The sequence below is a fragment of the Breoghania corrubedonensis genome (assembly GCF_003053845.1).
Taxonomy (GTDB): Bacteria; Pseudomonadota; Alphaproteobacteria; order Rhizobiales; family Stappiaceae; genus Breoghania; species Breoghania corrubedonensis.
Genome location: NZ_QAYG01000013.1, coordinates 49,996 through 75,690, shown reverse-complemented (window position 1 = coordinate 75,690; position 25,695 = coordinate 49,996). Strand labels below are relative to the sequence as shown.

22 protein-coding genes are annotated in these 25,695 nt (G+C 64.6%); 9 read left to right on the top strand and 13 right to left on the bottom strand.

Translation table 11 applies throughout. From position 1 onward, the window contains the following. Positions 1 to 2: 2 nt before the first annotated feature. From C8N35_RS22025 to chvE, 11 genes are all read right to left on the bottom strand, one after another. The gene (locus C8N35_RS22025; RefSeq protein WP_107991900.1) at positions 3 to 848 is read right to left on the bottom strand and encodes an SMP-30/gluconolactonase/LRE family protein; all 846 of its coding nucleotides are present in this window, start codon (positions 846 to 848) and stop codon (positions 3 to 5) included. Continuing rightward, positions 845 to 1,840, bottom strand: coding sequence for a galactofuranose ABC transporter, permease protein YjfF (gene yjfF / locus C8N35_RS22020; RefSeq protein WP_107991899.1), 996 nt, complete (start codon positions 1,838 to 1,840; stop codon positions 845 to 847). The genes C8N35_RS22025 and yjfF overlap by 4 nt, the downstream gene beginning before the upstream one ends. After that, the gene (locus C8N35_RS22015) at positions 1,837 to 2,862 is read right to left on the bottom strand and encodes an ABC transporter permease (RefSeq protein ID WP_107991898.1); all 1,026 of its coding nucleotides are present in this window, start codon (positions 2,860 to 2,862) and stop codon (positions 1,837 to 1,839) included. The genes yjfF and C8N35_RS22015 overlap by 4 nt, the downstream gene beginning before the upstream one ends. Then, complete coding sequence (locus C8N35_RS22010) at positions 2,859 to 4,388, bottom strand: sugar ABC transporter ATP-binding protein (RefSeq protein WP_107991897.1); 1,530 nt, start codon at positions 4,386 to 4,388, stop codon at positions 2,859 to 2,861. Before C8N35_RS22010 ends, C8N35_RS22015 begins: the two co-directional genes overlap by 4 nt. Positions 4,389 to 4,464: 76 nt before the next feature. Further along, positions 4,465 to 5,427, bottom strand: a complete 963-nt coding sequence (ytfQ, locus tag C8N35_RS22005) for a galactofuranose ABC transporter, galactofuranose-binding protein YtfQ (RefSeq protein WP_107991896.1) — start codon at positions 5,425 to 5,427, stop codon at positions 4,465 to 4,467. Between the two features lie 383 nt (positions 5,428 to 5,810). Next, on the bottom strand, positions 5,811 to 6,773 hold the full coding sequence (locus C8N35_RS22000; protein WP_107991895.1) for a Gfo/Idh/MocA family protein: 963 nt from the start codon (positions 6,771 to 6,773) through the stop codon (positions 5,811 to 5,813). Further along, complete coding sequence (araD, locus tag C8N35_RS21995) at positions 6,760 to 8,505, bottom strand: L-arabinonate dehydratase (protein WP_107991894.1); 1,746 nt, start codon at positions 8,503 to 8,505, stop codon at positions 6,760 to 6,762. The genes C8N35_RS22000 and araD overlap by 14 nt, the downstream gene beginning before the upstream one ends. A gap of 8 nt (positions 8,506 to 8,513) precedes the next feature. Then, on the bottom strand, positions 8,514 to 9,506 hold the full coding sequence (gene araD1 / locus C8N35_RS21990; protein ID WP_107991893.1) for an AraD1 family protein: 993 nt from the start codon (positions 9,504 to 9,506) through the stop codon (positions 8,514 to 8,516). Between the two features lie 4 nt (positions 9,507 to 9,510). Beyond that, entirely contained in the window at positions 9,511 to 10,734 is a 1,224-nt protein-coding gene (gene mmsB / locus C8N35_RS21985; RefSeq protein WP_107991892.1) for a multiple monosaccharide ABC transporter permease, read from the bottom strand. After that, positions 10,731 to 12,275 (bottom strand): multiple monosaccharide ABC transporter ATP-binding protein, encoded by a 1,545-nt coding sequence (gene mmsA / locus C8N35_RS21980; protein WP_107991891.1) that lies wholly within the window; start codon positions 12,273 to 12,275, stop codon positions 10,731 to 10,733. Before mmsA ends, mmsB begins: the two co-directional genes overlap by 4 nt. Positions 12,276 to 12,460: 185 nt before the next feature. Then, entirely contained in the window at positions 12,461 to 13,531 is a 1,071-nt protein-coding gene (gene chvE / locus C8N35_RS21975; protein WP_107991890.1) for a multiple monosaccharide ABC transporter substrate-binding protein, read from the bottom strand. 161 nt (positions 13,532 to 13,692) lie between these two features. Between chvE and C8N35_RS21970 the strand changes: the two genes are divergently transcribed. From C8N35_RS21970 to C8N35_RS21955, 4 genes are all read left to right on the top strand, one after another. Continuing rightward, positions 13,693 to 14,676, top strand: coding sequence for a LysR family transcriptional regulator (locus C8N35_RS21970; RefSeq protein ID WP_107991889.1), 984 nt, complete (start codon positions 13,693 to 13,695; stop codon positions 14,674 to 14,676). A gap of 365 nt (positions 14,677 to 15,041) precedes the next feature. Beyond that, positions 15,042 to 16,028, top strand: coding sequence for a Bug family tripartite tricarboxylate transporter substrate binding protein (locus C8N35_RS21965; protein WP_107991888.1), 987 nt, complete (start codon positions 15,042 to 15,044; stop codon positions 16,026 to 16,028). 137 nt (positions 16,029 to 16,165) lie between these two features. Then, a complete protein-coding gene (locus C8N35_RS21960) occupies positions 16,166 to 17,659 on the top strand; it encodes a tripartite tricarboxylate transporter permease (protein ID WP_107991887.1) in 1,494 nt (497 codons plus the stop codon). 11 nt (positions 17,660 to 17,670) lie between these two features. Further along, entirely contained in the window at positions 17,671 to 18,162 is a 492-nt protein-coding gene (locus C8N35_RS21955; protein ID WP_107991886.1) for a tripartite tricarboxylate transporter TctB family protein, read from the top strand. 70 nt (positions 18,163 to 18,232) lie between these two features. Here C8N35_RS21955 and C8N35_RS21950 read toward each other — a convergent pair whose 3' ends face one another. Next, entirely contained in the window at positions 18,233 to 19,330 is a 1,098-nt protein-coding gene (locus tag C8N35_RS21950) for a Bug family tripartite tricarboxylate transporter substrate binding protein (protein ID WP_245926936.1), read from the bottom strand. A 136-nt stretch (positions 19,331 to 19,466) separates the two neighbouring features. Here C8N35_RS21950 and C8N35_RS21945 point away from each other — a divergent pair, with 136 nt between their 5' ends. Beyond that, entirely contained in the window at positions 19,467 to 20,138 is a 672-nt protein-coding gene (locus tag C8N35_RS21945; protein WP_107991884.1) for a response regulator transcription factor, read from the top strand. Then, entirely contained in the window at positions 20,135 to 21,505 is a 1,371-nt protein-coding gene (locus C8N35_RS21940; protein WP_107991883.1) for a sensor histidine kinase, read from the top strand. The genes C8N35_RS21945 and C8N35_RS21940 overlap by 4 nt, the downstream gene beginning before the upstream one ends. Positions 21,506 to 22,013: 508 nt before the next feature. Here the strand turns inward: C8N35_RS21940 and C8N35_RS21930 are convergent. Beyond that, on the bottom strand, positions 22,014 to 22,910 hold the full coding sequence (locus C8N35_RS21930) for a LysR family transcriptional regulator (protein ID WP_107991882.1): 897 nt from the start codon (positions 22,908 to 22,910) through the stop codon (positions 22,014 to 22,016). Positions 22,911 to 23,040: 130 nt separating this feature from the next. On the opposite strand from C8N35_RS21930, the gene C8N35_RS21925 reads away from it, so the two are divergent. Genes C8N35_RS21925 through C8N35_RS21915 form a run of 3 tightly spaced genes read left to right on the top strand, consistent with a single transcriptional unit; the run spans position 23,041 to position 25,474 of the window. Then, positions 23,041 to 23,616 (top strand): NADPH-dependent F420 reductase, encoded by a 576-nt coding sequence (locus tag C8N35_RS21925; protein WP_107991881.1) that lies wholly within the window; start codon positions 23,041 to 23,043, stop codon positions 23,614 to 23,616. Positions 23,617 to 23,671: 55 nt separating this feature from the next. Then, a complete protein-coding gene (gene ygiD / locus C8N35_RS21920) occupies positions 23,672 to 24,496 on the top strand; it encodes a 4,5-DOPA-extradiol-dioxygenase (protein ID WP_107991880.1) in 825 nt (274 codons plus the stop codon). Positions 24,497 to 24,508: 12 nt separating this feature from the next. Beyond that, on the top strand, positions 24,509 to 25,474 hold the full coding sequence (locus tag C8N35_RS21915) for a glutathione S-transferase family protein (protein ID WP_107991879.1): 966 nt from the start codon (positions 24,509 to 24,511) through the stop codon (positions 25,472 to 25,474). The last annotated feature ends 221 nt before the right edge of the window (positions 25,475 to 25,695 follow it).

Here is a 25,695-nt window from a genome sequence, read left to right as displayed (position 1 = left end):
CTTCATAGCCGCACTGGCGGTTCCGCCAGCCCCCTCACGCCGGGGGCGAGGACGAAGGTCAGGCCGTCTTGCGGCGCCGGATCCGTCAGCCCCTCCCGTGCCGTCGTGACATAGAGCGCATCGAGCGCCGCGCCGCCGAAACAGGGGCAGGAGGGCTGGCGCGCGGGCAGGGGGATCGTGCGCTCGAGACGGGCATCGGCAAGATAGCGCGCGACGCGGGCGGCGCCCCACTGCGCGTTCCACAGCGCGCCTTCCGCATCGATGACGGCGCCGTCCGGGTTCAATCCCTCCACTTCGAGATCGACGAACACCTGGCGCCGCTCGCACGGCCAGCCCGCGGCATCGAGCGCCACGGTCCAGATCGTTCGGCGCGACGTGTCCGCGAAATAGGCGCGGCGCCCGCCGGGGGCGAAACAGATGGCGTTCGGGATGGAAATCCTGTCGTAGAGCAGGCGGAGCTTGCCGCCATGAAAGCGGTAGATGGCGCCGGCCTCCCGTTCGGCGCGCTTGCCCATCGTGCCGATCCAGAAGCCGCCCATCGGGTCGGCCCGGCCATCGTTGGAGCGGTTTTGCGGGCGTTCGGCCTCCAGCGCGGCGACAAGCGTGCGTTCGCCGGTCGCGATGTCGAACCGGTGGAGCCCGCTTTCGCTGGCGATGAGAAGCGTGTCGCGGTCGATCCATCCGGCGGCGGAGGCGTGCTCGCCCATGTCCCAGCTCAACGGGCCGGCATCGGTGCGCGACAGCAGCTTTCGGCCGAGAATGTCGAACCAGAAGAACTGGTTCCGTTCCGGGTGCCAGAACGCGCCCTCGCCCAGTTCGCAGGCGCGATTGTCGAAAATCTCGCTCATGCGGCCGCCTCGTTCCGGGATCTGGTCGCCCGCCCCCCGCCGATGGCGGACAGGCGCAGAAGGCTCTTCTGGAGCAGGATGAAGGCCAGCAGCAGAAGGCCGATGATGATCTTGGTCCACCAGCTCGACAGCGTGCCGTCGAAGACGATGTAGGTCTGGATCAGCCCCATCGTCAGAACGCCGATCAGCGTGCCGAAGACGAAGCCCGCCCCGCCGGTCAGAAGCGTGCCGCCGATGACAACGGCGGCGATGGCGGTGAGTTCGGTGCCCACGGTCGCCAGCGGATAGCCGGACTTGGTGTAGATGGAAAAGACGATGCCCGAGAGCCCGGCCATGAGCCCCGAAAAGGCATAGATCGCAACCGTCGTGCGCCCGACGCGCACGCCCATCAGCCGCGCCGTCGCCTCGCCGCCGCCGAGCGCGAAGACGGAGGCGCCAAAGCGCGTGCGGTGCGCCACGACCATGCCGACCGCGACCGCGACCAGCATCGCTGCCCCGATCAGCGTCAGCCGCCCCTTGCCGGGCATCAGCCAGTAGGCGCCGTCGAGAAGATCGTAGAAGGGATGATTGATCGGAACGGAATCGATCGTCAGCATGTAGGCCAGGCCGCGCATCAGGAACATGCCGGCGAGCGTCACGATGAAGGGCGGCATGGCGAGCGCATGGATGAGGCCGCCCATGGCCGCGCCGAAGGCCGTGGTGACAGCCAGCAGCAGCACGAAGACGACGAGCGGATGAAGGTTCGTGTCGCGCAGCATCACCGCGATGAAGACGCCTGAAAACGCGATGACCGATCCGACGGAGAGATCGATGCCGCCGGAGAGGATGACGATGGTCATGCCGACCGCGACGATGCCGAGATAGGCGTTGTCGGTCAAAAGGTTGCCCACCACCCGGGTTGACAGCATGGTGGGGAACTGCATCACGCAGATCGCCCATGCGAGCGCGAAGATGGCGATGGTCGCGGCAAGCGGATAGAGGCGCGGGTTCATTGGCCTTGTGCCTTCGCGGACAGGGGAACGCCCTCGCGCCGGCGGCGGGCCGCGCGGCCGACCGTGCGCCATTGATGGGCGAGGTTCGGGCTCTGCAGCACGAGGATGACGAGCACCAGCGCGGCCTTGATGACGAGGTTGTATTCGGAGGGAAAGCCCGCCAGCAGGATGCCGGTGTCGATGGTCTGGATGATCAGCGCGCCGATGAGCGAGGCGGCGATGGAAAACCGCCCGCCCAGCAGCGAATTGCCGCCGATCACCACGGCGAGGATTGCATCCAGCTCCAGCCACAGCCCGGCATTGTTGGCGTCCGCCCCGCGGATGTCGGCGGCCGAGACGATGCCGGCCAGCCCCGCGCACAGGCCCGAGGCGACGTAGACCGCGACCAGCAGCACGGCGGCGTTGACGCCTGCGAGCGCGGAGGCCGACCGGTTCACGCCGACCGCCTCGACCAGCAGTCCGAGCGCCGTGCGCCGCATCAGCAACGCGATGGCGAGCGCCGCGGCGAACCAGATCAGGGCGGGAACGGGAATGCCGAGAAGATCGCCGGAGCCGAGAAAGGCCAGCCCCTCGTTGGAGAAGGTGAGAATGCGCCCCTCGGTGATCAGCTGCGCGATGCCGCGCCCCGAGGTCATCAGGATCAGCGTGGCGACGATCGGCTGGATGCCGACGAGCGCGACGAGGCAGCCGTTCCAAAGGCCCGCGGCCGCACCCGCCGTGAGCGCCAGCGCCAGCGTGCCGGCGAGCGACACGTCGTGCGTGATCGCCCAGGCGGCGACGGCGCCGGAAATCGCCATGACCGTGCCGACGGAAAGGTCGATGCCCCGGGTGGCGACCACAAGCGTCATGCCGACAGTCAAAAGCCCCACCTGCGCGCCGCGTTTCGCGATGTCCATGACGGGCCCGACGAACCGGCCGTCCACGACCTCGATCCTCAGGAAATCGGGAAAGAACAGCGTCACCAGGGCCACGAGAGCGGCAAGCGTCACGAGCTGGGGCGCGATACGGCGCAAGACGGTCACGCGGCTTCCTCCCCGCTGTTCTGCCGGCCCGCTTGCGGGGCGGCGATGGCGCGCACGATGGTATCGGAGGTGATTTCCCGTCCCGTCAGCTCCGCCACGTGCCGCCGGTCGCGCACGACGATGACGCGGTCCGAAACGGCGATGAGTTCGTCGAGCTCGGAGGAGATGATGAGAATGGACATGCCCTCGGCCGTCACCTTCTGGATCAGCCGCAGGATTTCCGCATGCGCGCCCACGTCGATGCCGCGCGTCGGCTCGTCGAGAATGAGAAAGCGCGGGTTCATGGCGAGCCAGCGCGCCAGCACGACCTTCTGCTGGTTGCCGCCGGACAATTCGCCGACCGGCTGCTCCGGCCCGAAGGTGCGGATGTCGAGGCGGGCGATATAGTTGTTCGCCAGCCGGGCCTGTTCCGCCCCCGACAGACGGCGCAACCAGCCCCGGTGCGCCTGAAGTGCAAGGGCGATGTTCTCGCGTACCGAAAGATCGGCGACGATGCCGTCTTCTTTGCGTTCTTCCGGTGCGTAGCCGAAGCCGGCGGCAACCGCCGCGCGCGGGGAGGAAAGATCGAAGGTCCCGTTCTCGTCGCGCGCCGCGCCGCTGTGGGCCTCCACCACGCCGAACAGAAGCTCCGCGCTTTCGGTGCGTCCCGAGCCCAGAAGGCCTGCAAGACCCAGAACCTCGCCGCGCCCGACCGCAAGATCGAAGGGCTCGACATGCCCGCGCCGGCCGAAATTCTCAAACCGCAGAAGCTCCGGCCTTTGCGCCGCCGCCGCATCATGCGTCTTGCCGTGCGCGATGACCTCGTCTTCCAGCGCATGGCCCAGCATGTGCTCGATCAGCCGGACGCGGTTAAGATCGGCGGTGCGCTCGCTCGCCACCCTGCGGCCGTTGCGCAGCACCGTGACCCGGTCGGTCAGCGCGAAGACCTGATCGAGAAAGTGGGAGACGAAGACGATGCCGAGTCCCCGGTCCCTCAGGCCGCGCACCACGTCGAACAGCGTCTCGACCTCGCGCGCGTCGAGACTGGCGGTCGGCTCGTCGAGGATCAGGACCTTGCCCGAAAGCGCGACCGCGCGGGCGATGGCGATGATCTGGCGCACCGCCACGGAATAGGCGGCGAGGTTGCGCGATACGTCGATATCGAGCCCGTAGCCCTCCAGCATCGCCTCGGCCTGGCGCTTCTGGGCCCGGGCATCGACCATGCCGAAGCGCGTCGGCTCCCGGCCGAAGGTCAGGTTCTGTGCGACCGTCAGGTTCGCCAGCAGATTGACCTCCTGATAGACCGTGCCGATGCCCAGTTCCTGCGCCTTGGAGGTCGAACGCGGCGAGATCGGTCGCCCTTCGAGCGAGATTTCGCCGCCGTCGCGGCTGTAGGCGCCCGTCAGGCACTTGATGAGCGTGGACTTGCCGGCGCCGTTCTCTCCCAGAAGCGCGTGGATCTCGCCGGCCGCGAGGTCGAAATCGACCGCGTCGAGCGCCGTCGTGCCGGGAAAGGTCTTGGTGAGCGAGCGAATGGTGAGCAGCATCTCGGAACGGTCCGCTTCGTCTGGAACTGGCTCGCCGGCGCGGCGATGAAAGGCCGCCGCGCCGATCGCGTCCGTGTCAGTAGCCGAGGTTCTTGCGGCGCTCGTATTCGCCTTCCGGATCGTCGGCCTTGGTGTAGAGCTTCGAATCCGTCTGGATGAACTTCGGCGGCACCGTGCCGTCGTCCATGTAGGCTTTGAGCGCGTCGAAGGCCGGGCCGGCCATGTTCGGCGTCAGTTCCACCGTCGCATTCGCCTCGCCGGCGGCGATCGCCTTGAAGATGTCCGGCACGCCGTCGATGGAGACGACGAGAATGTCATCGCCCGGCTTCAGCCCGGCCTCCTTGATGGCCTGGATCGCGCCGACGGCCATGTCGTCGTTATGGGCGTAGAGCGCGCAGATGTTCTGGCCCCTGCCTTCGGCCTGCAGGAAGGACTCCATCACTTCCTTGCCCTGCGCGCGGGTGAAGTCGCCCGTCTGCGAGCGCACGATCTTGACGTTGTCGTGCCCGGCGATCGCCTTCTCGAAGCCGGTCTTGCGGTCGATCGCCGGCGAGGAACCGGTGGTGCCCTGCAATTCGACGACGCGGCATTCCTTGCCGGCGACGTGATCGACCAGCCATTGGCCGGCGACTTCGCCCTCATGCACCAGATCCGAGCCGACGGCCGTCAGATAGAGCGACTTGTCGCTGTCCACCTGCCGGTCGAGCAGGACGACGGGGATTTCCGCGTCCTTGGCTTCCTTCAGCACGCTGTCCCAGCCGGTCGCCACCACGGGCGCCAGAAGGATCGCGTCCACGCCCTGGGCGATGAAGGAACGGATGGCGGCGATCTGGTTTTCCTGCTTCTGCTGGGCGTCGGAGAATTTCAGGGTGATGCCGCGCTCTTCGGCCTGCTGCTTGGTCAGCGTCGTCTCCGCCGCGCGCCAGCCGGATTCCGATCCGATCTGCGAAAAGCCCACGGTCTGGGCGAGCGCGGTCTGGCTGAGTGCAGCCGATGCGCCGAAGGCCGCCAGCGCGACCGCTGTCAGAAAATTCCTCATGTCGTCTCCTCCCTCTTCAATGAACCGAAACGGAGAGCTCCCGTCCGTCTCGGCGGATCAATTCATTTATTCAAAGCCTTCGTCTCTTCCCCAGTTCGGCGTGATCAGATGGACGCCGAGCGCAAGCCACTTGTTCCCCTCTCCCCCCTTGCGGGGGAGATGTCGACCTACGGTCGACAGAGGGGGGTATGGCGGCAGACACGGAGCAAGCGGCGTTACCCCCCTCTGTCACGCGAAGGCGTGACATCTCCCCCACAAGGGGGGAGAGGGGTGCACGGGGCTCGCGCCCGGTGTTTTTCCACCGCTCCGGAATCCGTTCATTTAGCCCATTCCTCCTTGCGTCGAACCTCTCCTCCTTTCCCATCGGTCGGATCGCCAGACCGTCAGTCCCCGGCAAGCGCCGGATCGAAGAAGTCCGGCGCCTCAAGCCGGCGGCCGAGCGTGAAGGCGTCGGCGACCAGCGTCATCGGACGAAGGTCGACCTCCGAGGCGCCGGCTTCCAGAAGATCGGCGAACTTCTCATAAAGCCCGTCATATTCGCCGTGGATGCCGGGCTCCTCCCAGTTTTCGCCGGCATGCCTCACCCCGTCGATCTCCATGATCGCGCCGCCCTGGTCGAGCGTCAGCGTGCCGCCGTCGGTCTCGATGGTCTGGCGCCAGAACGGATCGCCCTCGTGGAGAAAGTCGAGATCGGCGACGACGAGCGGGCCGGAGGGGCCGTCCATGCGGACCTCGCCGGCGATCGGCGTCTCGCAATTGCCCGGAAACCGCAGCTCCGCACCGCTCACATGAACCGGCACCGGCAATATCTCCGTCAGGATCGAAAAGGCGTTGATCGCCGGATCGAAGACGCCGAGCCCGCCGGCCTGCCAGATCCAGCGCTGTCCCGGATGCCAGACGCGGGTGTCCTCCTTCCAGTCGATGCGGACCGACGTCACCTGCCTGTCCGCAAGCCACGCCTTCGCCGCCGCGACCGAAGCCGCGTGGCGGGAATGCCATGTGGCGAACAGCGTCAGGCCCTTGTCGGCCGCCAGCGCTTCAAGCGCGTGAACCTCCGACAGGCTGGCGCCCGGCGGCTTTTCCAGCATCACATGGCAGCCCGCATCGAGTGCGGCGCGTGCGCCCGGATAGCGGACCTGCGGCGGGGTGCAGAAGCTGATGGCGCGGATATCCGGCCGGTCGCGGACCAGCGCCTCGACGCTGTCGAAATTCTCCACGCCATCGACGCCGCCGGACCCGCTGACGGTCGCCGCCAGTTCGAAGGCGGGAGAGGCGGCCAGCGCGGGGATGTGCTGGTCGCGGGCGATCTTGCCGATGCCGACAAGCGCGATGCTAGTGGCTGTCACGTGGTACCTCCCGGCCGCGGCGGCCCTTGAGAAAGACGAAATCGGCACCCGTGTCGGCACCTTCGACGTTGTCGTGGTAAAGGCGGGTATAGCCGCCCCGCTCAGGCGGCCCTTCCGGCGCGCGCCACCCGGCAAGGCGCGCGGCAATCTCCTCGGCCGGCAGATCGAGATGGAGGGAGCGGGCCTCCACGTCGATCTCGATCATGTCGCCGGTGCGCACGATGGCGAGTGGCCCGCCGGCGGCGGCTTCCGGCGACACATGCAGGATCACCGTGCCGTAGGCGGTACCGGACATGCGCGCGTCCGATATGCGCACCATGTCGGTGATGCCCTTCCTCAGCACCTTGGGCGGCAGGCCCATGTTGCCGACTTCCGACATGCCAGGATAGCCCTTCGGACCGCAGTTCTGGAGCACCATCACGCAGGTCTCGTCAATGTCGAGCGCCTCGTCGTCGATCCGCGCCTTGTAGGCGTCGATATCCTCGAAGACCACGGCGCGGCCGCGATGCTTCATCAGGTGCGCGGAGGCCGCCGAAGGCTTGATCACCGCGCCGCCGGGCGCCAGATTTCCCTTCAGCACGGCGATCCCGCCCGACGAGGTCAGCGCCCGCTCGGCCGGCCGGATCACGTCCTCGTTCCAGTTCACCGCGTCGCCGACCTCCTCCCAGATGGATTTGCCCGACACCGTCAGCGCCTCGCGGTGGAGCAACCCGGCCTCGCCCAGACGCTTCAGGACGACGGGCAGGCCGCCGGCGTAGAAGAATTCCTCCATCAGATACGCGCCCGACGGCATCAGGTTGACGATGGTCGGCACGTCGCGGCCGAGCCGGTCCCAGTCGTCGAGCGTCAGCGGCACCTCGGCCCTGCCGGCGAGCGCCAGAAGGTGGATCACCGCATTGGTCGAGCCGCCGATCGCGCCGTTGGTGCGGATCGCGTTCTCGAACGCCTGCCGCGTCAGGATGTCGGAGGGCTTGAGGTCGTCCTTGACCATCTGCACGATGCGCCGCCCCGTCATCTGCGCCATCACGCGCCGGCGCGCATCCACGGCGGGAATGGCGGCATTGCCGGACAGCGCCATGCCCAGCGCCTCGGCCATGGAGGCCATGGTGGAGGCCGTGCCCATCGTGTTGCAGGTGCCCGACGACCGGCTCATCGCCTGCTCGGCTTCCAGGAAATCCTCCCGGCTGATCCGGCCGGCCTTGATGTCCTCCGACATCTGCCAAAGCGCCGTGCCCGAGCCGATCCGCTCGCCCCGGAACCAGCCATTCAGCATCGGGCCGCCGGAGACGACGATGGACGGGATATCGGTGGAGGCCGCCCCCATCAAGAGCGACGGCGTGGTCTTGTCGCAGCCCACCAGCAGCACCGCGCCGTCGATGGGCTGGGCGCGCATCGTCTCCTCCACCGCCATGGCGGCGAGGTTGCGGTACATCATGGCGGTCGGGCGGAACGTGTTCTCGGAAGCCGAGAAGACCGGCACCTCCAGCGGAAACCCGCCGGCCTCCCAGATGCCCGCCTTCACCTTCTGCGCCAGCTCGTGCAGATGGCCGTTGCACGGCGTCAGCTCCGACCAGGTGTTGAGCACGCCGATCACCGGCCGGCCATCGAACAGGTCGTGCGGGTAGCCCTGGTTCTTCAGCCAGCCGCGATGATAGATGTTGTCGCGCGACGTGCCGCCGTACCATTCCTGCGATCTGAGCTTGCGGGGCCATGCGGCCGGTTGAAAGGGCATCGGGTCCCTCACAGCGCGCGGATTTCGATGCGCGGCTCGGGGCGGGCGAGCGGCGCGAAGGACAGGGGATTGCGCAAGGGCAGGCCGAACGGTTCCGCCTCGATCTCGAAGACGTCGCCGTCGCGCGGCGTGATGCCGGCGGCGAAGGAAAGCGTCGCCGTTCCGAACATGTGCACATGCACATCGCCCGGCTGACGGAACAGCTTGTACTTGAAATGGTGGTGTTCGAGGTTCGCCAGCGAGTGGTTCATGTTGGCCTCGCCCGATAAAAACGGCTGTTCGAAGATCGTCTCGTTGCCGCGCCGGATCCGCGACCAGCCCTCGACACTTTGCGGCAGTTCGCCGATCAGCAGCTCCGGGCCGATTGCCGCCGGACGCAGTTTGGAATGGGCGAGATAGAGGTAGTTCCGCCGTTCCATGACATGGTCGGAAAACTCGTTCGCCAGCGCCCAGCCGAGCCGCACCGGCGTTCCGTCGGGCGCGATGAGATAGATCCCGGCGATTTCCGGTTCCTCGCCGCCGTCCTCGGCGAATTCCGGCGCCTCCAGCGGCGCGCCGGGGCTTGCGAGCGCAAAACCGTTGCCCTTGTAGAACCATTCCGGCTGCACCCCGGCGGCACCGTTCGCAGGCTTTCCGCCCTCAAGACCCAGCCGGAACATCCGCATGCTGTCGGTCTCGTGCTCTTGCGCCGCCTTGTGCATTTCCGCACGCGTTGCGGCCGATCCCAGATGCGTGAGCCCCGTGCCGGTGATGTGGAGATGGGCGGGATCTGGATGGGTCACCGGCGGCAGAAGCCTGCCGGCGGCATAAAGCGCCTCGATGTCCACCGCGTCCCGGACGCCGAGCGCGGCGATGCGCTCGCGCAGCGGCTGGCCGGTTTCGATGCAGTCGAGCGCGAGCGCGTAAAGGCACAGGTCGGTCTTGACCTCGTAGGCTTCGGTGCCCTCGCGCACGACGATCTGCGGGGTTCCGCCCGCCCGGGAATATTGCGACAGCAGCATGGCTTCACCCCTTCTGCTTGTTCAGGACGTCGAAGATCACCGCGGCCAGCAGAACGAGCCCCTTGATGACCTGCTGCCAGTCGATGCCGATGCCGAGGATCGACATGCCGTTGTTCATGACCCCCATGATGAAGGCTCCCACCACGGCGCCGACGACCGTGCCGACGCCGCCGGACATGGACGCCCCGCCGATGAAGACGGCCGCGATCACGTCGAGCTCGAAGGCGACGCCGGCCTTGGGCGTCGCGGTGTTGAGGCGGGCGGCGAAGACGAGACCGGCAAGGGCCGCCAGCATGCCCATGTTGGCGAAGGTCAGGAAGGTCAGCCGCTTGGAGTTGATGCCCGACAGCGACGCCGCCTTCTCGTTGCCGCCGATGGCGTAGATGCGGCGGCCGAAGGTCGTGCGGTTGGTCAGGAAGGCGTAGATCGCGATCAAGAGCGCCATGACGACGAAGACGTTGGGCAGCCCGCGAAAACCCGCCATGAGCCAGGACATGTAAACGAGGGCTGCGAAGATCAGGAGATTTCTGGCGGCGAAGAAGGCGAAGGGCTCGACCTCCGCACCGATGCCCTTTTGCTGGGCGCGGGTGCGCATGGCGAGCCACAGCAGCAGGCCGGCCACCGCGATGCCGACGACGAGCGAGAACAGGTTCAGGTGTTCGCCTGAAAAGATGTCGGGCACGAAGCCGGAGGCGATGAGCCGGAAATGCGGCGGGAAGGGCCCCACCGACTGGCCGGCGAGCAGCCACAGCGTCAGCCCCTTGAAGACCAGCATGCCGGCAAGCGTGACGATGAAGGAGGGAATGCGGAAATAGGCGACCCAGAAGCCCTGGGCCATGCCGATCAGCGCACCCGCGGCAAGGCACAGAAGGCTCGCGACGGGCCACGGCATGCCCCATTGCACGATCATAACCGCCGCCAGCGCCCCGATGAAGCCCAGCACCGAGCCGACCGACAGGTCGATGTGCCCGCACACGATCACCAGCAGCATGCCCACCGCCATGATGACGATGTAGGAATTCTGCAGGATGAGATTGGTCAGGTTCACCGGCTTGAGCAGAATCCCGTCGGTCGCGACCTGAAAGAAGGCCATGATGGCGACCAGCGCGATCAGGATGCCGTATTCGCGCAGGTGTCCTTTCAGAAAATGCCAGCCGGATTTGCCGCCCCCGGATCTGGAGGTTTCGGGCCTGTCGGCAACGGCGATCGGTGTGGTCGTGTCGCTCATGCGGCCGCCCCCGCCTCTGCTCCCGACTTGACGATCCTTGCCATGATCTTCTCCTGGCTTGCCTCGGCCGCCGGCATTTCGCCCACGAATCGGCCTTCGCTCATCACGTAGATGCGGTCTGAAATCCCAAGCAGTTCAGGCAGTTCCGACGAGATCACGATGATCGCCTTGCCCTGGGCGGCGAGGTCGCGGATCACGGTGTAGATCTCGAATTTCGCGCCGACGTCGATGCCCCGGGTCGGCTCGTCGAGGATCAGGATGTCCGGATCGGCGAAGAGCCACTTGGAGAGCACGACCTTCTGCTGGTTGCCGCCCGAGAGATCGACGACGGCCTGTTCGACGGACGAGGACTTGATCGCCAGCCGGTCGCGGTAGTGTTCGCCCACCTCCGCCTCGCGGTGGCGCTCCACGATGCCGTTGCGGGCAACCGCGGGGAGGTTGGCGAGCGGCACGTTGCGGCGGATGGTGTCGTCGAGGATGACGCCGTAGGTCTTGCGGTCCTCGGTGGCGTAGGCGATGCCGGAGCGGATGGCCCGCTGCACCGTGGAAACGTCGGCCGGCCGGCCGTTGATCTCGACCTCGCCGGAGATGTCGCGGCCGTAGCTGCGGCCGAAAAGGCTCATGGCGAGTTCCGTGCGCCCTGCCCCCATCAGCCCGGCGATGCCCAGCACCTCGCCCTTGCGGACATGGAAACTGACATCGTCGACGACCCGCCGGCCGGGATGCAGGGGATGGCAGGCGGTCCAGTTGCGGACCTCCATCGCGATCTCGCCCGGTTCGCCCGGCCCGCGCGGCGGGTAGCGATCCTGCAGCGAGCGGCCGACCATGTTGCGGATGATGTCGTCCTCGTCGACGCCGTCGGCACACGCCATGCGCGCCACCGCCGCCCCGTCACGCAGGACGGTGATCGTGTCGGCGACCTTCGAGACCTCGTTCAGCTTGTGCGAGATCAGGATCGAGGTGATGCTTTTCTCGCGAAAGTCCACGAGCAGATCCAGAAGCTTCTCGCTGTCGCTCTCGTTCAGCGACGAGGTCGGCTCGTCGAGGATCAGCAGGCGGACGTTCTTCGACAGCGCCTTGGCGATCTCGACGAGCTGCTGCTTGCCGAGGCCGAGCTGCTCGACGATCGTCTCCGGGTTCTCCTTCAGGCCGACGCGGGCCAGAAGCTCGCCGGCGCGCTCGTGCGTCTCGCGCCAGTCGATGATGCCGCCGCGGGCGCGCTCGTTTCCCAGAAAGATGTTCTCCGCCACCGACAGAAGCGGGATCAGCGCCAGCTCCTGGTGAATGATGATGATCCCGAGATCCTCGCTGTCACGGATGGAGCGGAAGGTGCGCGGGGCGCCGTCGAAGACGATCTCGCCCTCGTAGCTGCCGTGCGGATAAACGCCGGACAGCACCTTCATGAGCGTGGACTTGCCCGCCCCGTTCTCGCCGACGACGGCATGGATCTCGCCTTCGGCAACCGAAAGGGTCACCCGGTCGAGCGCCTTGACGCCCGGGAATTCCTTGGTGATTTCACGCATTTCGAGTATCGGCGACATCGTATCCTCGCGTCTTTTCGAAGAGATCCGCCGCAGGCGGCCGGGCAGGGCGAGGCAGGGGGGCCGGCACATGGCCAGCCCCGGCGGCTGTCGACTTCGGAAAAAACCGAGACGACGACCTGCGAACCGCTCCGGCCCGCGCAGGCGACTTTGCCGGCGCCTTTCGCGGATGGACGGCGGCGGTGCTACTTGATCTGGTCTCGTTTGTAGTAGCCGCTCTCGATCAGCACGCTCTCCCAGTTCTTCGCCGTCACCGGGACCGGTTCCAGCAGGTAGGAGGGCACGACCTTCACGCCGTTGTCGTAGGTCTTGGTGTCGTTGATCTCCGGCTGGCCGCCGCTGAGCAGCGCGTTCACCATGCCCACGGTCACGCGGGCGAGTTCGCGAGTATCCTTGAAGATGGTGGAGTATTGCGCGCCGCGCAGGATCGCCTTGACGGAGGGTATTTCCGCATCCTGGCCGGTGATGATCGGCATCTTCATGTCGCCCGAGCCGTAGCCGACGCCCTGCAGCGAGGAGATGATGCCGATGGAAAGGCCGTCATAGGGCGAAAGCACCCCGTTGACCTTCCGGTCGGTGTAGTAGGCCGACAGCAGATTGTCCATCCGCGCCTGGGCGACCGAGCCGTCCCAGCGCAGCGTGCCGACCTTATCCATGCCGCGCTGTCCCGAGGGAATGGCGATCCGGCCCTCGTCGATCATCGGCTGCAGCACCGACATGGCGCCGTTGTAGAAGAAGTAGGCGTTGTTGTCGTCGGGGCTGCCGCCGAACAGCTCGACGTTCCACGGCTTGGTGTCGGGAAACCGTTCCTTCAGCCCCGCCACAAGCGTTTCGGCCTGCTGCACGCCGACCTTGAAATTGTCGAAGGTGGCGTAGTAGTCGACATCGCTGCTGTCGCGGATCAGCCGGTCATAGGCGACGATCTTGATATCGGCGGCGGCGGCGTTCGCCAGCGCGCTCGTCAGCGTGGTGCCGTCGATCGCGGCGATGACGAGAACGTCCACGCCCTTGGTGATCATGTTCTCGATCTGGGCGAGCTGGTTGGGGATGTCGTCCTCGGCATATTGCAGGTCGGTGGTGTAACCGGCCGCCTGAAACTGCTTCACCATGTTGTTGCCGTCGTCGATCCAGCGGGCGGACGACTTGGTGGGCATGGCGATGCCGACATATCCCTTGTCCTGCGCAATGGCAGGGGCGGCAAGCGCAATGGAAATCGAAATAGCGGCCGCACCGAAGGCGCGTCTGGTCAAATGCATTTTTCCCTCCCGGTCCCGACTGTTCCGCATTGGCTGCGGTGCGCCGGATTCTTTTCATGGATTCCCCTCCGGAACCCGTGACCGTTGCACGTTGCGCCTCGCCGCTATAACAATCAAATACGCATTCCGGATTTAGTTATACTCTTTTTGGAATATCGTAGATGGATACGACCTCTTCGGCGAAAGGCGGTTTCGTCGTTCGCGACGAGTTGATCCGGCGCGGGTTGCGGCTGTCGCAGCTGCGGCTGCTGCTGGCCCTGTCGGAAACCCGCCAGGTCTCGGCCGCCGCCGTGCAGGTGGCGATGACCCAGCCGGCCGCCTCGCGTCTGCTGTCGGATCTGGAAAGGGCGGTCGGCGCCCGTCTCTACAGCCGCCATGCCCGCGGCGTGACCCTGACGCCGGCCGGCACGGCGCTGGCGGAACGGGCGCGCCAGACCCTGCGCGGCCTCGATGCGGTGCAGCACGAGATCGCGGCCATCGAGAGCGGCGAGCGCGGCACGGTGCGCATCGGCAGCGTGACCGGGCCGGCGGTGCAGCTGGTGCTGCCGGTGATCCGCGAATTGCGCGTGACCTATCCCGAAATCGAGCTTTCGGTGCTGGTCGACACCAGCAACAAGCTCGGCGACGCGCTTCTCGCCGGCGATCTCGATTTCTATATCGGCCGGGTTCCCGACGGCATGGAGGCGCGCACCGTCGCGCTCGACGAGATCGGGCCGGAGCCGGTCTCGCTCATCGCCCGGCTGGAGCATCCGCTGTCGCGCCGCCCCGATCCGTCCATGGCCGATTGCCTGGCCTATGACTGGGTGATGCAGCCGGAGGACGGGTTGCTGCGCCGCACCGTGGAAGCCTATCTGCTGCGCAACGGCTACCGGCCGCCGGAGCGCATCCTGAGTACATCCTCGATGCTGCTGACGCTGGCGATCATCTGCGAGACCAACGCGATCGCCCCGATCGCTCGATCCGCGGCCAATTTCTATGCATCCCAAAACGCTTTCGGAGGTCGCATTCGCTGCCTCGAAGCCGGGGAGGACATGGCTGTGGTTCCGTATTCGTTGATTTATTTGCGTGGAATCGAACCTTCGCCGGCGGTTCGCCGGGTTCGACAGTTGATACGACAGAAGATTCCGCCTCAACCCGGCGTTTAAACGGCGAACCGCTGTCGGCAGGTGACGATCCATACCGGCGACTTTTGGTCCGGCGATGCTCGCCGAGCGGTTTCGCCCTCTCTGATCCCGTTCGTGTCCCTTTGTCGCCTCGGCGTAAACATGTGAGGTAGTCCGGAATGCCGGGACAGGTCCCGGCCGAGCTTGACGATTGGGGTTGCCGGGTGCGGCACGGCGCCCCTTCGTCAATGGCGGGAGGGCGGACAGGTTTTGGACAGGTGATCAACCTTATTGTGTGGGCCCGAGCAGGCACCGCGCTTTCAGCCTTGTGGCCGATTGAGTGAAGCCGACTGGAGGAGCCAGCGCTGCCTGTTGGAATCAAGCAATAATTGGGAGGTTGATCTGTGATGACGTTCAAATCAGTCGCCGTGACCGGCGCAGCCGTGCTTTTCACCATCGCCAGCGCCGTGGGCGCGTCGGCGGCGGACAAGCCGGCCAACTATCCGACTCGCCCCATCAATCTTGTCGTTCCCTATCCGGCCGGCGGTGGCGTCGACCTGACGGCGCGCACACTGGCTGCCCAACTTGAGCGCACGACCGGGCTGCAGTTCCGCGTGGAAAACCGCGCGGGCGGCGGCAGCACCATCGGCAATTCCTATGTCGCCAAGCAGGCGAAGGCTGACGGCTACACGGTCGGCGTGCTCGCCAATCCGACAATGGCGATCAGCGTTGTTCAGGGCCGGGCCCCCTTCGTGAAGGGCGATCTGGAGCCTCTTGCAGGCATCACCTTCGCTCCCGCCATCTGGCTATCCGGAACCAAGTCGAAGATCGCCGGCAAGAGCTTCAAGGAAGTGATCGCCTACGCCAAGGAGCATCCGGGCGAACTGAAGGTCGGCGTCATTCCCAATGGTGCCTTCGATATCGCCACCCGTATCCTCGAAAAGCAGCTTGGTGTGAAGTTCACCATCGTGCCGTTCCAGGGCGGCAAACCTGCTGCCGTGGCGCTTCTCGGCGGCAATGTCGATATTGCTGCCAACTACTATGACGAAGTCGCTCAGTTCATCGACGCGGGGCAGATGAAGTTGCTGGCGGTTGCCGACAACACGCCGCTCTCGCAGGTGCCCGACGCACCGACGATGAAGGATCTGGGCGTGAAGATTCCGTCGGGAACCTGGGGCGCCGACCGTCTCGTCGCCGTCAGCCCGAAGGTGCCCGCGGAGATCAAAGCCTACCTTGCCTCGATCATCAATGACACGCTGAAGGAAGAGGAAACGCGCGAGGCCTTCGAGAAAGTCGGCATCGAGCTAATCCCCCTGACCGCTGAAGAAGAACAGGCGCGCTACAACGCCTCGTTCGAGGCTGTCAGCGAGTATTTCCAGAACGCCGCCCACTGACGTCGATCTCACGAAAGCGAACGAGGGGCACCGTGTCGGCCAATGGCCGGCGCGGTGTCTGTCGGTGAGCGCGTGCGCCCGGCTTTGCGAAATCCGGCCTCAGTGACCACAGGACCTGGCATCAAAGGATAGGGAAAATGCTCGAAGGTTTCCTGAACGCCATCACCTACCAGAGCGTGGCGGCAGAAATCGGCGGCGTCATCATTGGCATCATCTTCGGTGCCATCCCCGGCTTGACGGCGACGCTTGGCATCGCGTTGTTCGTTCCGGTGACGTTCCTCATGAGCCCCGAGCACGGCATGATAATGCTCGGTGGCATCTATTCCGGCGGCATATTCGGCGGCAGCATCTCTGCCATTCTCATCAACATTCCCGGAACACCCGCCTCGATCGTGACGAGTTGGGAGGGCCATGCCATGGCGCGGGCCGGCAAGGCGCCCTTCGCCCTCGCTCTGGCGGCCGTAAGCTCGGGAATTGGCGGCATTCTGGCAGCCATCGCGGTGCTGTTCCTGACACCAATTCTCTCCTCTTTCGCGCTGAGCTTCGGCTCGCCGGAATATTGCGCGTTGCTGATCTTCAGCTTCACCATCGTGATCGTGATGCTGGAAACGCCGCTCGCGTCCAATCTTTTCGGCTGTTTCGTCGGCCTGTTGATCGTGACGATCGGGATCGACCCGGTCATCGGCACGCCGCGTTTCACATTTGGCGTTGTTGAACTGTATTCCGGCTTCAATCTCGTCGCCGTGCTGATCGGGTTCTTCTGCATGAGCCAGGCCGTGGTCCTGGCACTCAATTCGTTGAAGCCCGACAAGGGCGGCGAGATCATCTTCGACGGCAAGAGGCCGTATGGCGAATTGCTGCGCGTGGTGCCAACCCGGATCTTCACCTATCTGCGTTCTGCCGTGACGGGGGTCTTTCTGGGGATCCTGCCGGCACTTGGACCGGTGGAGACGCCGTTCATTTCCTATGCGCTCGAAAAGCGCTTCAACAAGCGCAACGAGAAGTTTGGCAAAGGATCGATCTCGGGGCTGATCGCATCGGAAACCTCCATCAGCGCCAATGTCGGCGGATCGCTGATCCCGCTCATTTCGCTGGGTATTCCCGGCTCCGGCGCGGCGGCCGTGTTCATCGGCGCGCTGACGCTGCATGGCCTGCAGCCGGGCCCGATGCTCTTCGCCAATCAGCCGACCCTCATCTACAGCTTCTTCTGGGGCTTCCTGATCCTCAACATCTTCATGCTTTTCTTCGGCGTCTTCGCGGCGCGCTACTGCGCCTTCGTTCTCAAGATCCCGAAATTCGTTCTGGCGACCTTCGTCGCGGTGTTCTCGATCCTCGGGACCTTCGCCATCCAGAACAACATGTTCGATGTGTTCGTCATGCTCGGCGCGACCGCCTTCGCGCTCTGGTTCCAGGCCCTGCGGATCTCGCTGTTGCCGGTGGTGATGGCTGTCATTCTCGGGCCGTTGTTCGAGCAGCAGATCGCTGTTCTCAACACTTCCTACAGTTCCGTGGGGGAGGTGCTCCAGCGCCCTGTCGCCGTGGTGTTTCTGGCCGTGTCCGTGCTCATGCTGGGCTTCCGTCTCGTTCGCGGAACCTCGCGGCGCGGCATGCCCGAACAGACCGAAGTTTGAGGAGGTCCGGCATGTTTGTCTTCAGACTGGTTTCATTCCTGTTGATTGCCGCCTTCGCGCTCGTGCTCGGCGAGCAGGCCATGGGCATCTCCGGCATGGCCAGCACCTACCCGCTGACGCTGGTGACGGTGGTGCTGGCGGGAACGCTGTACATGATCGCCACAGCCGTCGCGCAACGCCGCGAGCCGACCGTCCTGACGGGCGACGTGTCCCATCTGGTTGCGGCCACGGGCCCCGAGCGGCTGCGACTTTTCGCGTTCGTGATCCTTTGGGTTGCCTATCCGTGGCTACTGGGCTTGCTGGGGTTCATCGTCACGACGACGCTGGCGATTGCCGTGTCGCTTTACATGCTGGGCCAAAAACGGATCCTGCTGGCTCTTGCCTGTGCCGCGGCCTTCTCGGTGGTCTTCGCGGTGCTGTTCATGACGGTCTTCTATGTTCCGGTCCCCGCCGGGGTTCTGGATGACTGGCTCACCAGTTTCATCTTCCGGCTTCAAAGCTGACAGCCCAGAGCCGGCAGGCCTCAAGTGTCTGCCGGTCCGTCGCCCTGTCGCCTTTGTCAGGCGCGCAGCGTCACTTGCTCAGGTTCACGCCGTAGTCTGAGAGAATGCGGGTAATGCTTTTCCGGTCCGCATGGCGGATCGTCGTGCCCCTGTGAAACAGCGCTTGCGCCTCCTTGCCGATGGTCAGCCTGTAGTCGCCGAGAACGTTCGCGACCTCAGCCTTGTAATCGGGGTCCTCCGTTATCGCCTTGAGCGCGGCCTCGTAGGTCTCGACGATCGCATCGGGCGTGTCCTTGGGGACGAATACCATCTTCTGCGCCAGGAACTCGGTGGTGAAGATGGACATGTAGGTTTCGTATTCGGGCCCGGAGGGGGCTTTGCCTCTCAGCGTCTCATAGACCTCATCGAAATTCGGGAGGTCGGGAAAGGTGGGGTCGCGTTCAAGCTTGCCGTCCTTGCCCAGGACACCCCACGAGAAAAGGGGAATCGCCGTTCCGCTTTCAACCATCGGCCGGACGCTTTTGAGAAAGGCGGGGGTCGTCTGGTAGTCGATGTTCACGTCGCCGCGCTCGAAGGCGAGGCGGCCATCAGCGCGGGCGCGATAGCCGAAGACATGCTCCACTTTCAGCCCCAGCAGCCTGAACGCCAGCAAGGGGATCAGATCAAGCGATGTCGCGCCCTGATTGGCATAGATCAGCCGCTTGTTCGCGAGCCTGGCAATGTCGGAGGGACCATGGATTCCGAGCCTTGGCGTGGTGTAGACGACACCGCCAGTCGGCATCACCATGATGATGCGCCAGTCCTTGTAGTCGTATTTCACACGCGGGTCGCCGAGCAGGAATGGCAGCTGGGTGGAGCCGGTGGTGATCAGCAGGTGCAGTCCGTCGGACTTGGCGTGCGATGCGAACTGGTTGGCGCCACGGATCGAACCACCTCCGGGCTGGTACGAAATCGAGATGGTGGGGTGTCCCGGCAGGTACTTTGTCAGAAAGGGTGCAAGGAACTGGGCGATCCGGCCAGAGCCGCCGCCAGGGGAGTTGGGGACGGTCCATATGATCGTCTTTCCCGCAAAGCTGGTTCCGGCCCGCGCACCGTCTCCTGTGCAGGACAATGTCACAATGGCTGCGAGTGCAAGTGTCGCAAGCCGCATACCATTTGTGGCATTCACAGTGTTGGCCTCCCCAGACTGGCTTATCAGTGTCGCATATGTATGGATAACACCGGAACATGAATTGCCGATACCCGCCTGTGGCGGTTCGGCGCCTCTGTCCGGCCTGCTTTCTGGTGAGTTACGGGACGAGTTGATGCGTATCGCGATACTTGAGGACAATGAGATCCTGGCCAGAGCCATTCGGGGCGCGCTCGAAGATCTCGGCTTCGGTGTCGACTGGATCGAAGACGGTCTTGCAGGCGAGGTTTTCCTCAAGGACGCCGATGCGGACGTAGCCATCATAGACATCAACCTTCCCGGTCAGAACGGTTTCGAGGTGATCCGTGCGTTGCGCAGGGCAGGCTGCTCGACGCCCATACTCATCCTCACGGCACGCGGCAAGACCTCCGAGCGTGTTCAGGGGCTGGAGCTCGGCGCCGACGACTATCTGGTGAAGCCGTTCGAAATGGCGGAACTTGTGGCGCGCCTGCGTGCGCTCGCCCGCCGCAGGCCGGTGCTGCGCAGCGAATGGGAAGAACTGGGCGGGCTGAAATTCAACCGGGGGCGCCGGGAGCTGTTCCACCGCGGTACGGTGATCGAGCTTCCCAGGCGTGAACTCGCTCTTTTCGAATGCCTTCTCGAGCATCGCGGACGCATCGTCTCGCGCGCGCTCATATCGGACACCCTTTACGGAACGGGCGCGGAGATCGAGGACAACGCGATCGACCTTCTCGTCTCCCGGCTGCGCCGCAAGATCGACGGCACGGGTGTCGCGATCAGGACGGCGCGCGGGCTCGGCTATATGCTGGATGGGGAAAGCGCTTGAACACGGGGTCGCTCAAGAACCGGTTGTTCGTTTTCATCGTCGTTCCGCTCTTCGTCGCTGCTTGCGTGGCATCGGTCGCCCGCTACAGCCAGTTCACGAAACTCTCTCGCGATCTCTACGACAATACCCTCTACACGATCGCGCTCACCATTTCGCGTGACGTGACCACGAACGAGGGGGACCTGCTGACGAGGGCCGTGCTCAACGCCCTTGTGGAAACGTTGGGCGATCAGATCTTCTACCGCATTACCGGTCCCGGAGGGGCCTATGTGACGGGCATGTCGGATGCGCCGAATGTGCCGAATGCCGGTGCGAAGCCGCCGGGTGAACCCGTCTACTTCGATGCCGTCTATCACGGTCAGACCGTTCGCGGACTGTTCATGACGGAGGTTGTCACCGACCGTCCGATGAGTGGCACGGTGACTGTCGAGGTGTGGCAGACCGTCCGGCAGCGCCAGGATCTCAGTCTGAGCCTGCTCGGACAAACCGCCGTATATTTTGGCGGGTTGCTCGCCGTCGCCGGGCTGCTTGTCTGGTTCGGCATTCGAAGCGGCCTGAAACCGCTCAAGGATCTGGAGGCGGCGCTCGTGTCGCGCACCGCGAACGACCTGCGCCCGATCGAGCAGGTGGTGCCGCGGGAAATCGGAGCGCTCGTTGCCGCGATGAATTCCCTGTTCGAGCGGCTCAGGAGAGCGTTCGAAATCCGCGATGCCTTCATTTCCGATGCCGCGCACCAGGTTCGTACGCCGATTGCCGGCATTCAGGCGCAGGCAGAGGCGGCGCTGACGGCGAAGGATGAGACGGCGTTGAGAGTGCGGGTGGAGGAGGTCGCGGTCGCAGCCAGACGCGCCGGGCGGTTGACCAATCAGCTACTCTCGATGGAACGGGTGCGCGGGCGCGACTTGAAGGGGCTGGCGGTTCGCTTCGATCTGGAGGCCACGGTCCAGGACATCACCCGCCATTTCGCCGAGCGCGTTCTGCCGAAAGGCATCGAGATCACCTATCAGCTTCGCGGAGAGCCGCGGAGCTTTTCAGGAGATCCGGTTCTCGTGGGGGAGATGCTTCTCAACCTGCTCGAGAATGCCGAGCGGTATGGTGTCGCGGTCCAGCCCGTTATCGAGGTGATCCTGACTTTCGCGGCGGAGCATGTCGAGCTGGACGTGCGTGACAACGGTCCGGGCATTCCCTCCGCCTCCGCGGAACGGGTTTTCGACCGCTTCTATCGGGTGGCTCCGGAAGGTGCGATTGGCTGCGGGCTCGGACTGTCGATCGTGCGTGATATTTCCGGGCTGCATCACGGCGATGCGCGGGTTATTGCCACCGACGCCGGCTGTCATGTCCGGGTCGTCCTCGTTGGCAGTTCCTGAAGCCATCGGGTTGGAGCTGGCTGAAGTCACTTCCCGGTTCGCTTCGAACCGCACTGCTCTGCCCCTGAGCTCTGGTCCGCTTTTCGAGAGACAAAAGTGCGTTGCGGACATCTTCCGGTGCTTCGCCAATGAGGGCTTCGGGACTTCCCTGGAAAAAATGGAGAGCACCTCCTTACGAAACAGGAGGTGTTCTATAGGACGAGCAAACAGATCGACGCCGAAGTTTTGTCGAGAAGCTGTGCATTTGATACTTCTTGAAAAAAAGCGATCCGCTTTTCACCGTTCAAGGCGGTGATACTGCGACTGATCAGAGCCCGACAGTCCGAAGGCCCGCTTCGGTGTATCGTTCGCCCTTGACGTGGATTTCCGCAACGGAGGCCTTGATCGTCGCGAGATCATCGGATGTGAGGGCGATGTCGGGAGAGCCGATGCCGTTTGGTGGTGCCGGGGATAGGGACGATCCAGAGCTTCTGCACGGGGTGCACCCGTGCGCGCGCCCCGTTCCGCATCACAGGATGTCGGCGGAGCGGATATCTTCGGCCGCGAAGTCGATTAACGCCCGCACTTTGCGCGGCAGGGCGCGACCTTCAAGGTAGACGGCGCTGAGCGGATTGCTCTCGCTCTCGTATCCCTCCATCAACCGGACGAGAGCGCCCGATGCCAGACCGTCGCGGACGGCAAAGCGCGGTGCATATGCGATGCCCAGGCCGTCCGTGGACAATCCGGCGGCAGCGCGGGCCGAATTGACGAGGATCTTTCCCTCGATATTGACGACGACATCGTCCCCGTCGCGGTTGAACACCCAACGCCGGGGCGAGCGCCTGTTCGTATCCACGATACAACTGTGCTCTGCAAGTTCGTCCGGCGAGGTCGGTGTGCCGTTCCGTTGGAGATAATCCGGGCTTGCCACGACCGCGGTGCGAAAGCTGCCGAACTTTCGCACCTTGAGAGAAAGCATGTCGCTCTCCCCCATCCGGAAGGCCACGTCGATGCCCTCCGTCGCCAGATCGACGTAGCGGTCGTTCAGCCGCAGGTCGAGTGTCAGTCCGGGATTGAGACGGGCGAACCGGCCCAGCATCGCCCCGACATAGACCTCCCCGAAAGTGACGGGAGCGGAGATCCGGATCACGCCGGAAAGCCCATGCGAACTTTCCGCCACCTCGGAAAGAAGCTCATCAAGATCGTCGATCAGGGCGGGCGCGCGCGCGAGCAGATCCTCGCCGGCTGGCGTCAGACCGACGCGGCGGGTCGTGCGCTGAAACAGCCGCGTACCAAGGCGCGCCTCCAGTTCGGCGACGTATTTCGATGTCAGCCGGTTCGACACCCCGAGCTGGTCCGCCGCGGCCGTGAACGATCCCGCCTGGGCGGTCGCGACGAAGGCCCTGAGCTCATCAACGATATCCATGGTGTGCCTATTAGGAACAAAAAGAAGATAGTAATTCTATAACTTCGCCATTTTGTAGAAGGCACTCAAGTCCTAACTTCGCTTCACACAACACGGGCCGCCCGGTGGCGGCGAGAAAAGGACAAGAGCAATGAATATCGCAATCATCGGAAACGGCAACATCGGCTCCGGCCTCGCAGGGGCCATCGCCAAGACCTCCCACGATGTCACCGCCTACGCTCGGGACGCAGATCTCGCGGCCGCGGTGCGCGGTGCGGATCTGGTGATCCTTGCCACTCCCTACGGGGCGGCCGCGGGGCTGGCCGGAAAGGCGGACTTCAAGGGCAAGGTGGTCGTCGACCTCTCCAACCCGATCACCGAGGATTTCTCGGGTCTGCAGGTCGGTCATGACAGTTCCGCCGCCGAAGAGATCGCAAAGCTGCTCCCCGGCGCTTCGGTGGTGAAGGGGTTCAACACGATCTTCGCCCAGCACTACGCCGGCGGAATGAAGGTCGGCGGTGCTCCCATCCAGACGTTCGTCGCGGCCGACGACGACGCGGCTAAGAAAATGGTGATGAGCCTTGCCACCGATATGGGGCTCGAGGCAGTCGATGCCGGTCCGCTCAAGAACGCCCGCTATCTCGAGCCGCTTGGCTTCCTGAACATCCAGTTCGGTTATGTCCTTGGCAAGGGCACGGAAATCGCCCCTGTCTGGCGCCACGCATGAGCCTGCCGGGACCGTCGGAACGGGCGGCCCCGCCGATCTTTTGGGGAAAATGGCCATGAGTACTGCACAAGACCTGAACAACCTGCGCGATCGCCTGTCGCCGTCCGAGCGGATGCCGCTTGTGTTCCTTGGCCACGGCAGCCCGATGAACGCTATCGAGGATACTGCCTTCAGCCGCGTGTGGTCGGACCTGGGTCGGCAACTGCCGCGCCCCAGGGCGATCCTGGTGGTTTCCGCCCACTGGATGACCCGCGACACCACGCTGGTGGACGTTTCCGCCATGCCGCGCACGATCCACGACTTCTATGGGTTCCCGGCGGAACTGCATGCGCAGAGCTATCCCGCTTCCGGTGAACCCGAACTGGCGCGCGAAGTGGTGTCGCTGCTGGCGAGCCATCATGCGCAGGGAGACGAATCCTGGGGGCTGGACCACGGTGCCTGGACGGTGCTGAAGTTCCTCTATCCCGGCGCCGACGTGCCCGTCTTCCAGGTTTCGATCAACATGAGCGAGGGGCTCGACTACCAGCTTGAGGTTGGCAAAGCCCTGTCAGGGCTGCGCGACCGCGGCGTGTTGACCCTCGGGTCAGGCAACGTGGTGCACAACCTGCGTGCCATGCGCCCCGGCGGGCGTCCGCACGACTTCGCGCTCGAGTTCGACACCTTGTTTGCCGACCGTCTTGCCGATCGCGACTTCGCGACGCTCTCGAACGAAGCCAAGCTCGGAAACCTGCTGCGCATGGCGCATCCCTCGGTCGACCATTACCTGCCGGCCCTTACCATTGCTGGCGCATCCGACGAACGCGACGAACTGACGTTCATGACTGATGCCATCGACCTGGGATCGGTCTCCATGCGGTCGTTCGTATTCCATGCAGCCTGAAGGAGGATCCCCATGCTTGTGAACGGCAGATGGACGGAGGACTGGCAGCCGGTTCAAAAAGCGGACGAGGACGGGCGGTTCGTTCGCCAGGTCTCGAGCTTCCGGGACTGGATCACGCCGGACGGCAGTGCGGGACCTGCCGGCGGGGCCGGCTTCATGGCTGAGACAGGCCGCTATCGGCTCTATGTCGCGCTGATCTGCCCATGGGCTTCCCGCACGCTCATCGCGCGCAAGCTGAAGGGGATTGAAGACCTGATCCCGGTGACCGCAGTGAACCCTGCCCTGGCGACGCAGGGCTGGCAGTTTGGCGGTTATGCGGGAGCGGACGAAGATCCGCTCTTCGGCGCACGCCACCTGCACGAAATCTATACCCGCGCGGACCCGGCCTTTACCGGTCGGGCCACGGTTCCCGTCCTTTGGGACACAAAACGCGGCGTGATCGTCAACAACGAAAGTGCCGATATCGTCCGCATGTTCGACAGCGCTTTCGAACACCTCGTGCCGTCCGATCTCCGGCTCTATCCTGAAGAGCTCGCCAGCGAAATCGATGCTCTCAACCCGCGCATCTACGACAAGCTCAACAACGGCGTGTACAAGGCGGGCTTCGCTTCGTCGCAGGAAGCCTATGAAGAGGCCGTCGCCGGGGTCTTCGACATGCTCGATGAACTCGAGGAACAGCTGACCGACGATTTTCTCTTCGGTGACCGGCTGACCGAGACCGACATACGGACTTTCGTGTCGCTGATCCGTTTCGACGCGGCCTACTATGGTCTCTTCAAGGTCAACCGCCGGCAGATCGCCGAGTATCCGCGCCTGTCCGCCTACATGGAACGCTTCCTGCGCGTTCCGGGCGTCGCCGAGACGGTGAACATGGACCACATCATCCGCGGTTATTATGCGATCGAGCGGCTCAACCCCGCAAGGATCACGCCGGCCGCCCCGGCCCACATTGAGCAGCTGATGGCGAAGGTTGCCTGATCAACGTCTCGAAGACACGATCTCGTTCCGCCCGATGATGGAGGCTGTTTCGCGGAGGAGAAAGTCGATAGAACGTGCCCGATCCTGTCCAACCTCACGGGAATCGCCCAGTCTTGGCGTGCGGAGAAAGCGCCCTCCATCGCTCGGACACGCCGATTAGCGCCTCTTTGGGGCATGATCGACCAAACTGTCGCCGAAAACCAAAAGCGGGAAAAGACTTG

Excerpts from the sequence above, each read along its gene's own strand:
- C8N35_RS21960 (WP_107991887.1), top strand. The coding sequence starts at position 16,166 with ATGCTCGAAGGTTTCCTGAACGCCATCACCTACCAGAGCGTGGCGGCA.
- C8N35_RS22010 (WP_107991897.1), bottom strand. The coding sequence starts at position 4,388 with ATGCTGCTCACCATTCGCTCGCTCACCAAGACCTTTCCCGGCACGACG.
- mmsA (WP_107991891.1), bottom strand. The coding sequence starts at position 12,275 with ATGTCGCCGATACTCGAAATGCGTGAAATCACCAAGGAATTCCCGGGC.
- mmsB (WP_107991892.1), bottom strand. The coding sequence starts at position 10,734 with ATGAGCGACACGACCACACCGATCGCCGTTGCCGACAGGCCCGAAACC.
- C8N35_RS21930 (WP_107991882.1), bottom strand. The coding sequence starts at position 22,910 with ATGGATATCGTTGATGAGCTCAGGGCCTTCGTCGCGACCGCCCAGGCG.
- C8N35_RS21970 (WP_107991889.1), top strand. The coding sequence starts at position 13,693 with ATGGATACGACCTCTTCGGCGAAAGGCGGTTTCGTCGTTCGCGACGAG.
- araD1 (WP_107991893.1), bottom strand. The coding sequence starts at position 9,506 with ATGCTGCTGTCGCAATATTCCCGGGCGGGCGGAACCCCGCAGATCGTC.
- C8N35_RS21925 (WP_107991881.1), top strand. The coding sequence starts at position 23,041 with ATGAATATCGCAATCATCGGAAACGGCAACATCGGCTCCGGCCTCGCA.
- ygiD (WP_107991880.1), top strand. The coding sequence starts at position 23,672 with ATGAGTACTGCACAAGACCTGAACAACCTGCGCGATCGCCTGTCGCCG.
- C8N35_RS21965 (WP_107991888.1), top strand. The coding sequence starts at position 15,042 with ATGACGTTCAAATCAGTCGCCGTGACCGGCGCAGCCGTGCTTTTCACC.
- chvE (WP_107991890.1), bottom strand. The coding sequence starts at position 13,531 with ATGCATTTGACCAGACGCGCCTTCGGTGCGGCCGCTATTTCGATTTCC.
- C8N35_RS21915 (WP_107991879.1), top strand. The coding sequence starts at position 24,509 with ATGCTTGTGAACGGCAGATGGACGGAGGACTGGCAGCCGGTTCAAAAA.
- C8N35_RS21945 (WP_107991884.1), top strand. The coding sequence starts at position 19,467 with ATGCGTATCGCGATACTTGAGGACAATGAGATCCTGGCCAGAGCCATT.
- C8N35_RS22025 (WP_107991900.1), bottom strand. The coding sequence starts at position 848 with ATGAGCGAGATTTTCGACAATCGCGCCTGCGAACTGGGCGAGGGCGCG.
- ytfQ (WP_107991896.1), bottom strand. The coding sequence starts at position 5,427 with ATGAGGAATTTTCTGACAGCGGTCGCGCTGGCGGCCTTCGGCGCATCG.
- araD (WP_107991894.1), bottom strand. The coding sequence starts at position 8,505 with ATGCCCTTTCAACCGGCCGCATGGCCCCGCAAGCTCAGATCGCAGGAA.
- yjfF (WP_107991899.1), bottom strand. The coding sequence starts at position 1,840 with ATGAACCCGCGCCTCTATCCGCTTGCCGCGACCATCGCCATCTTCGCG.
- C8N35_RS21955 (WP_107991886.1), top strand. The coding sequence starts at position 17,671 with ATGTTTGTCTTCAGACTGGTTTCATTCCTGTTGATTGCCGCCTTCGCG.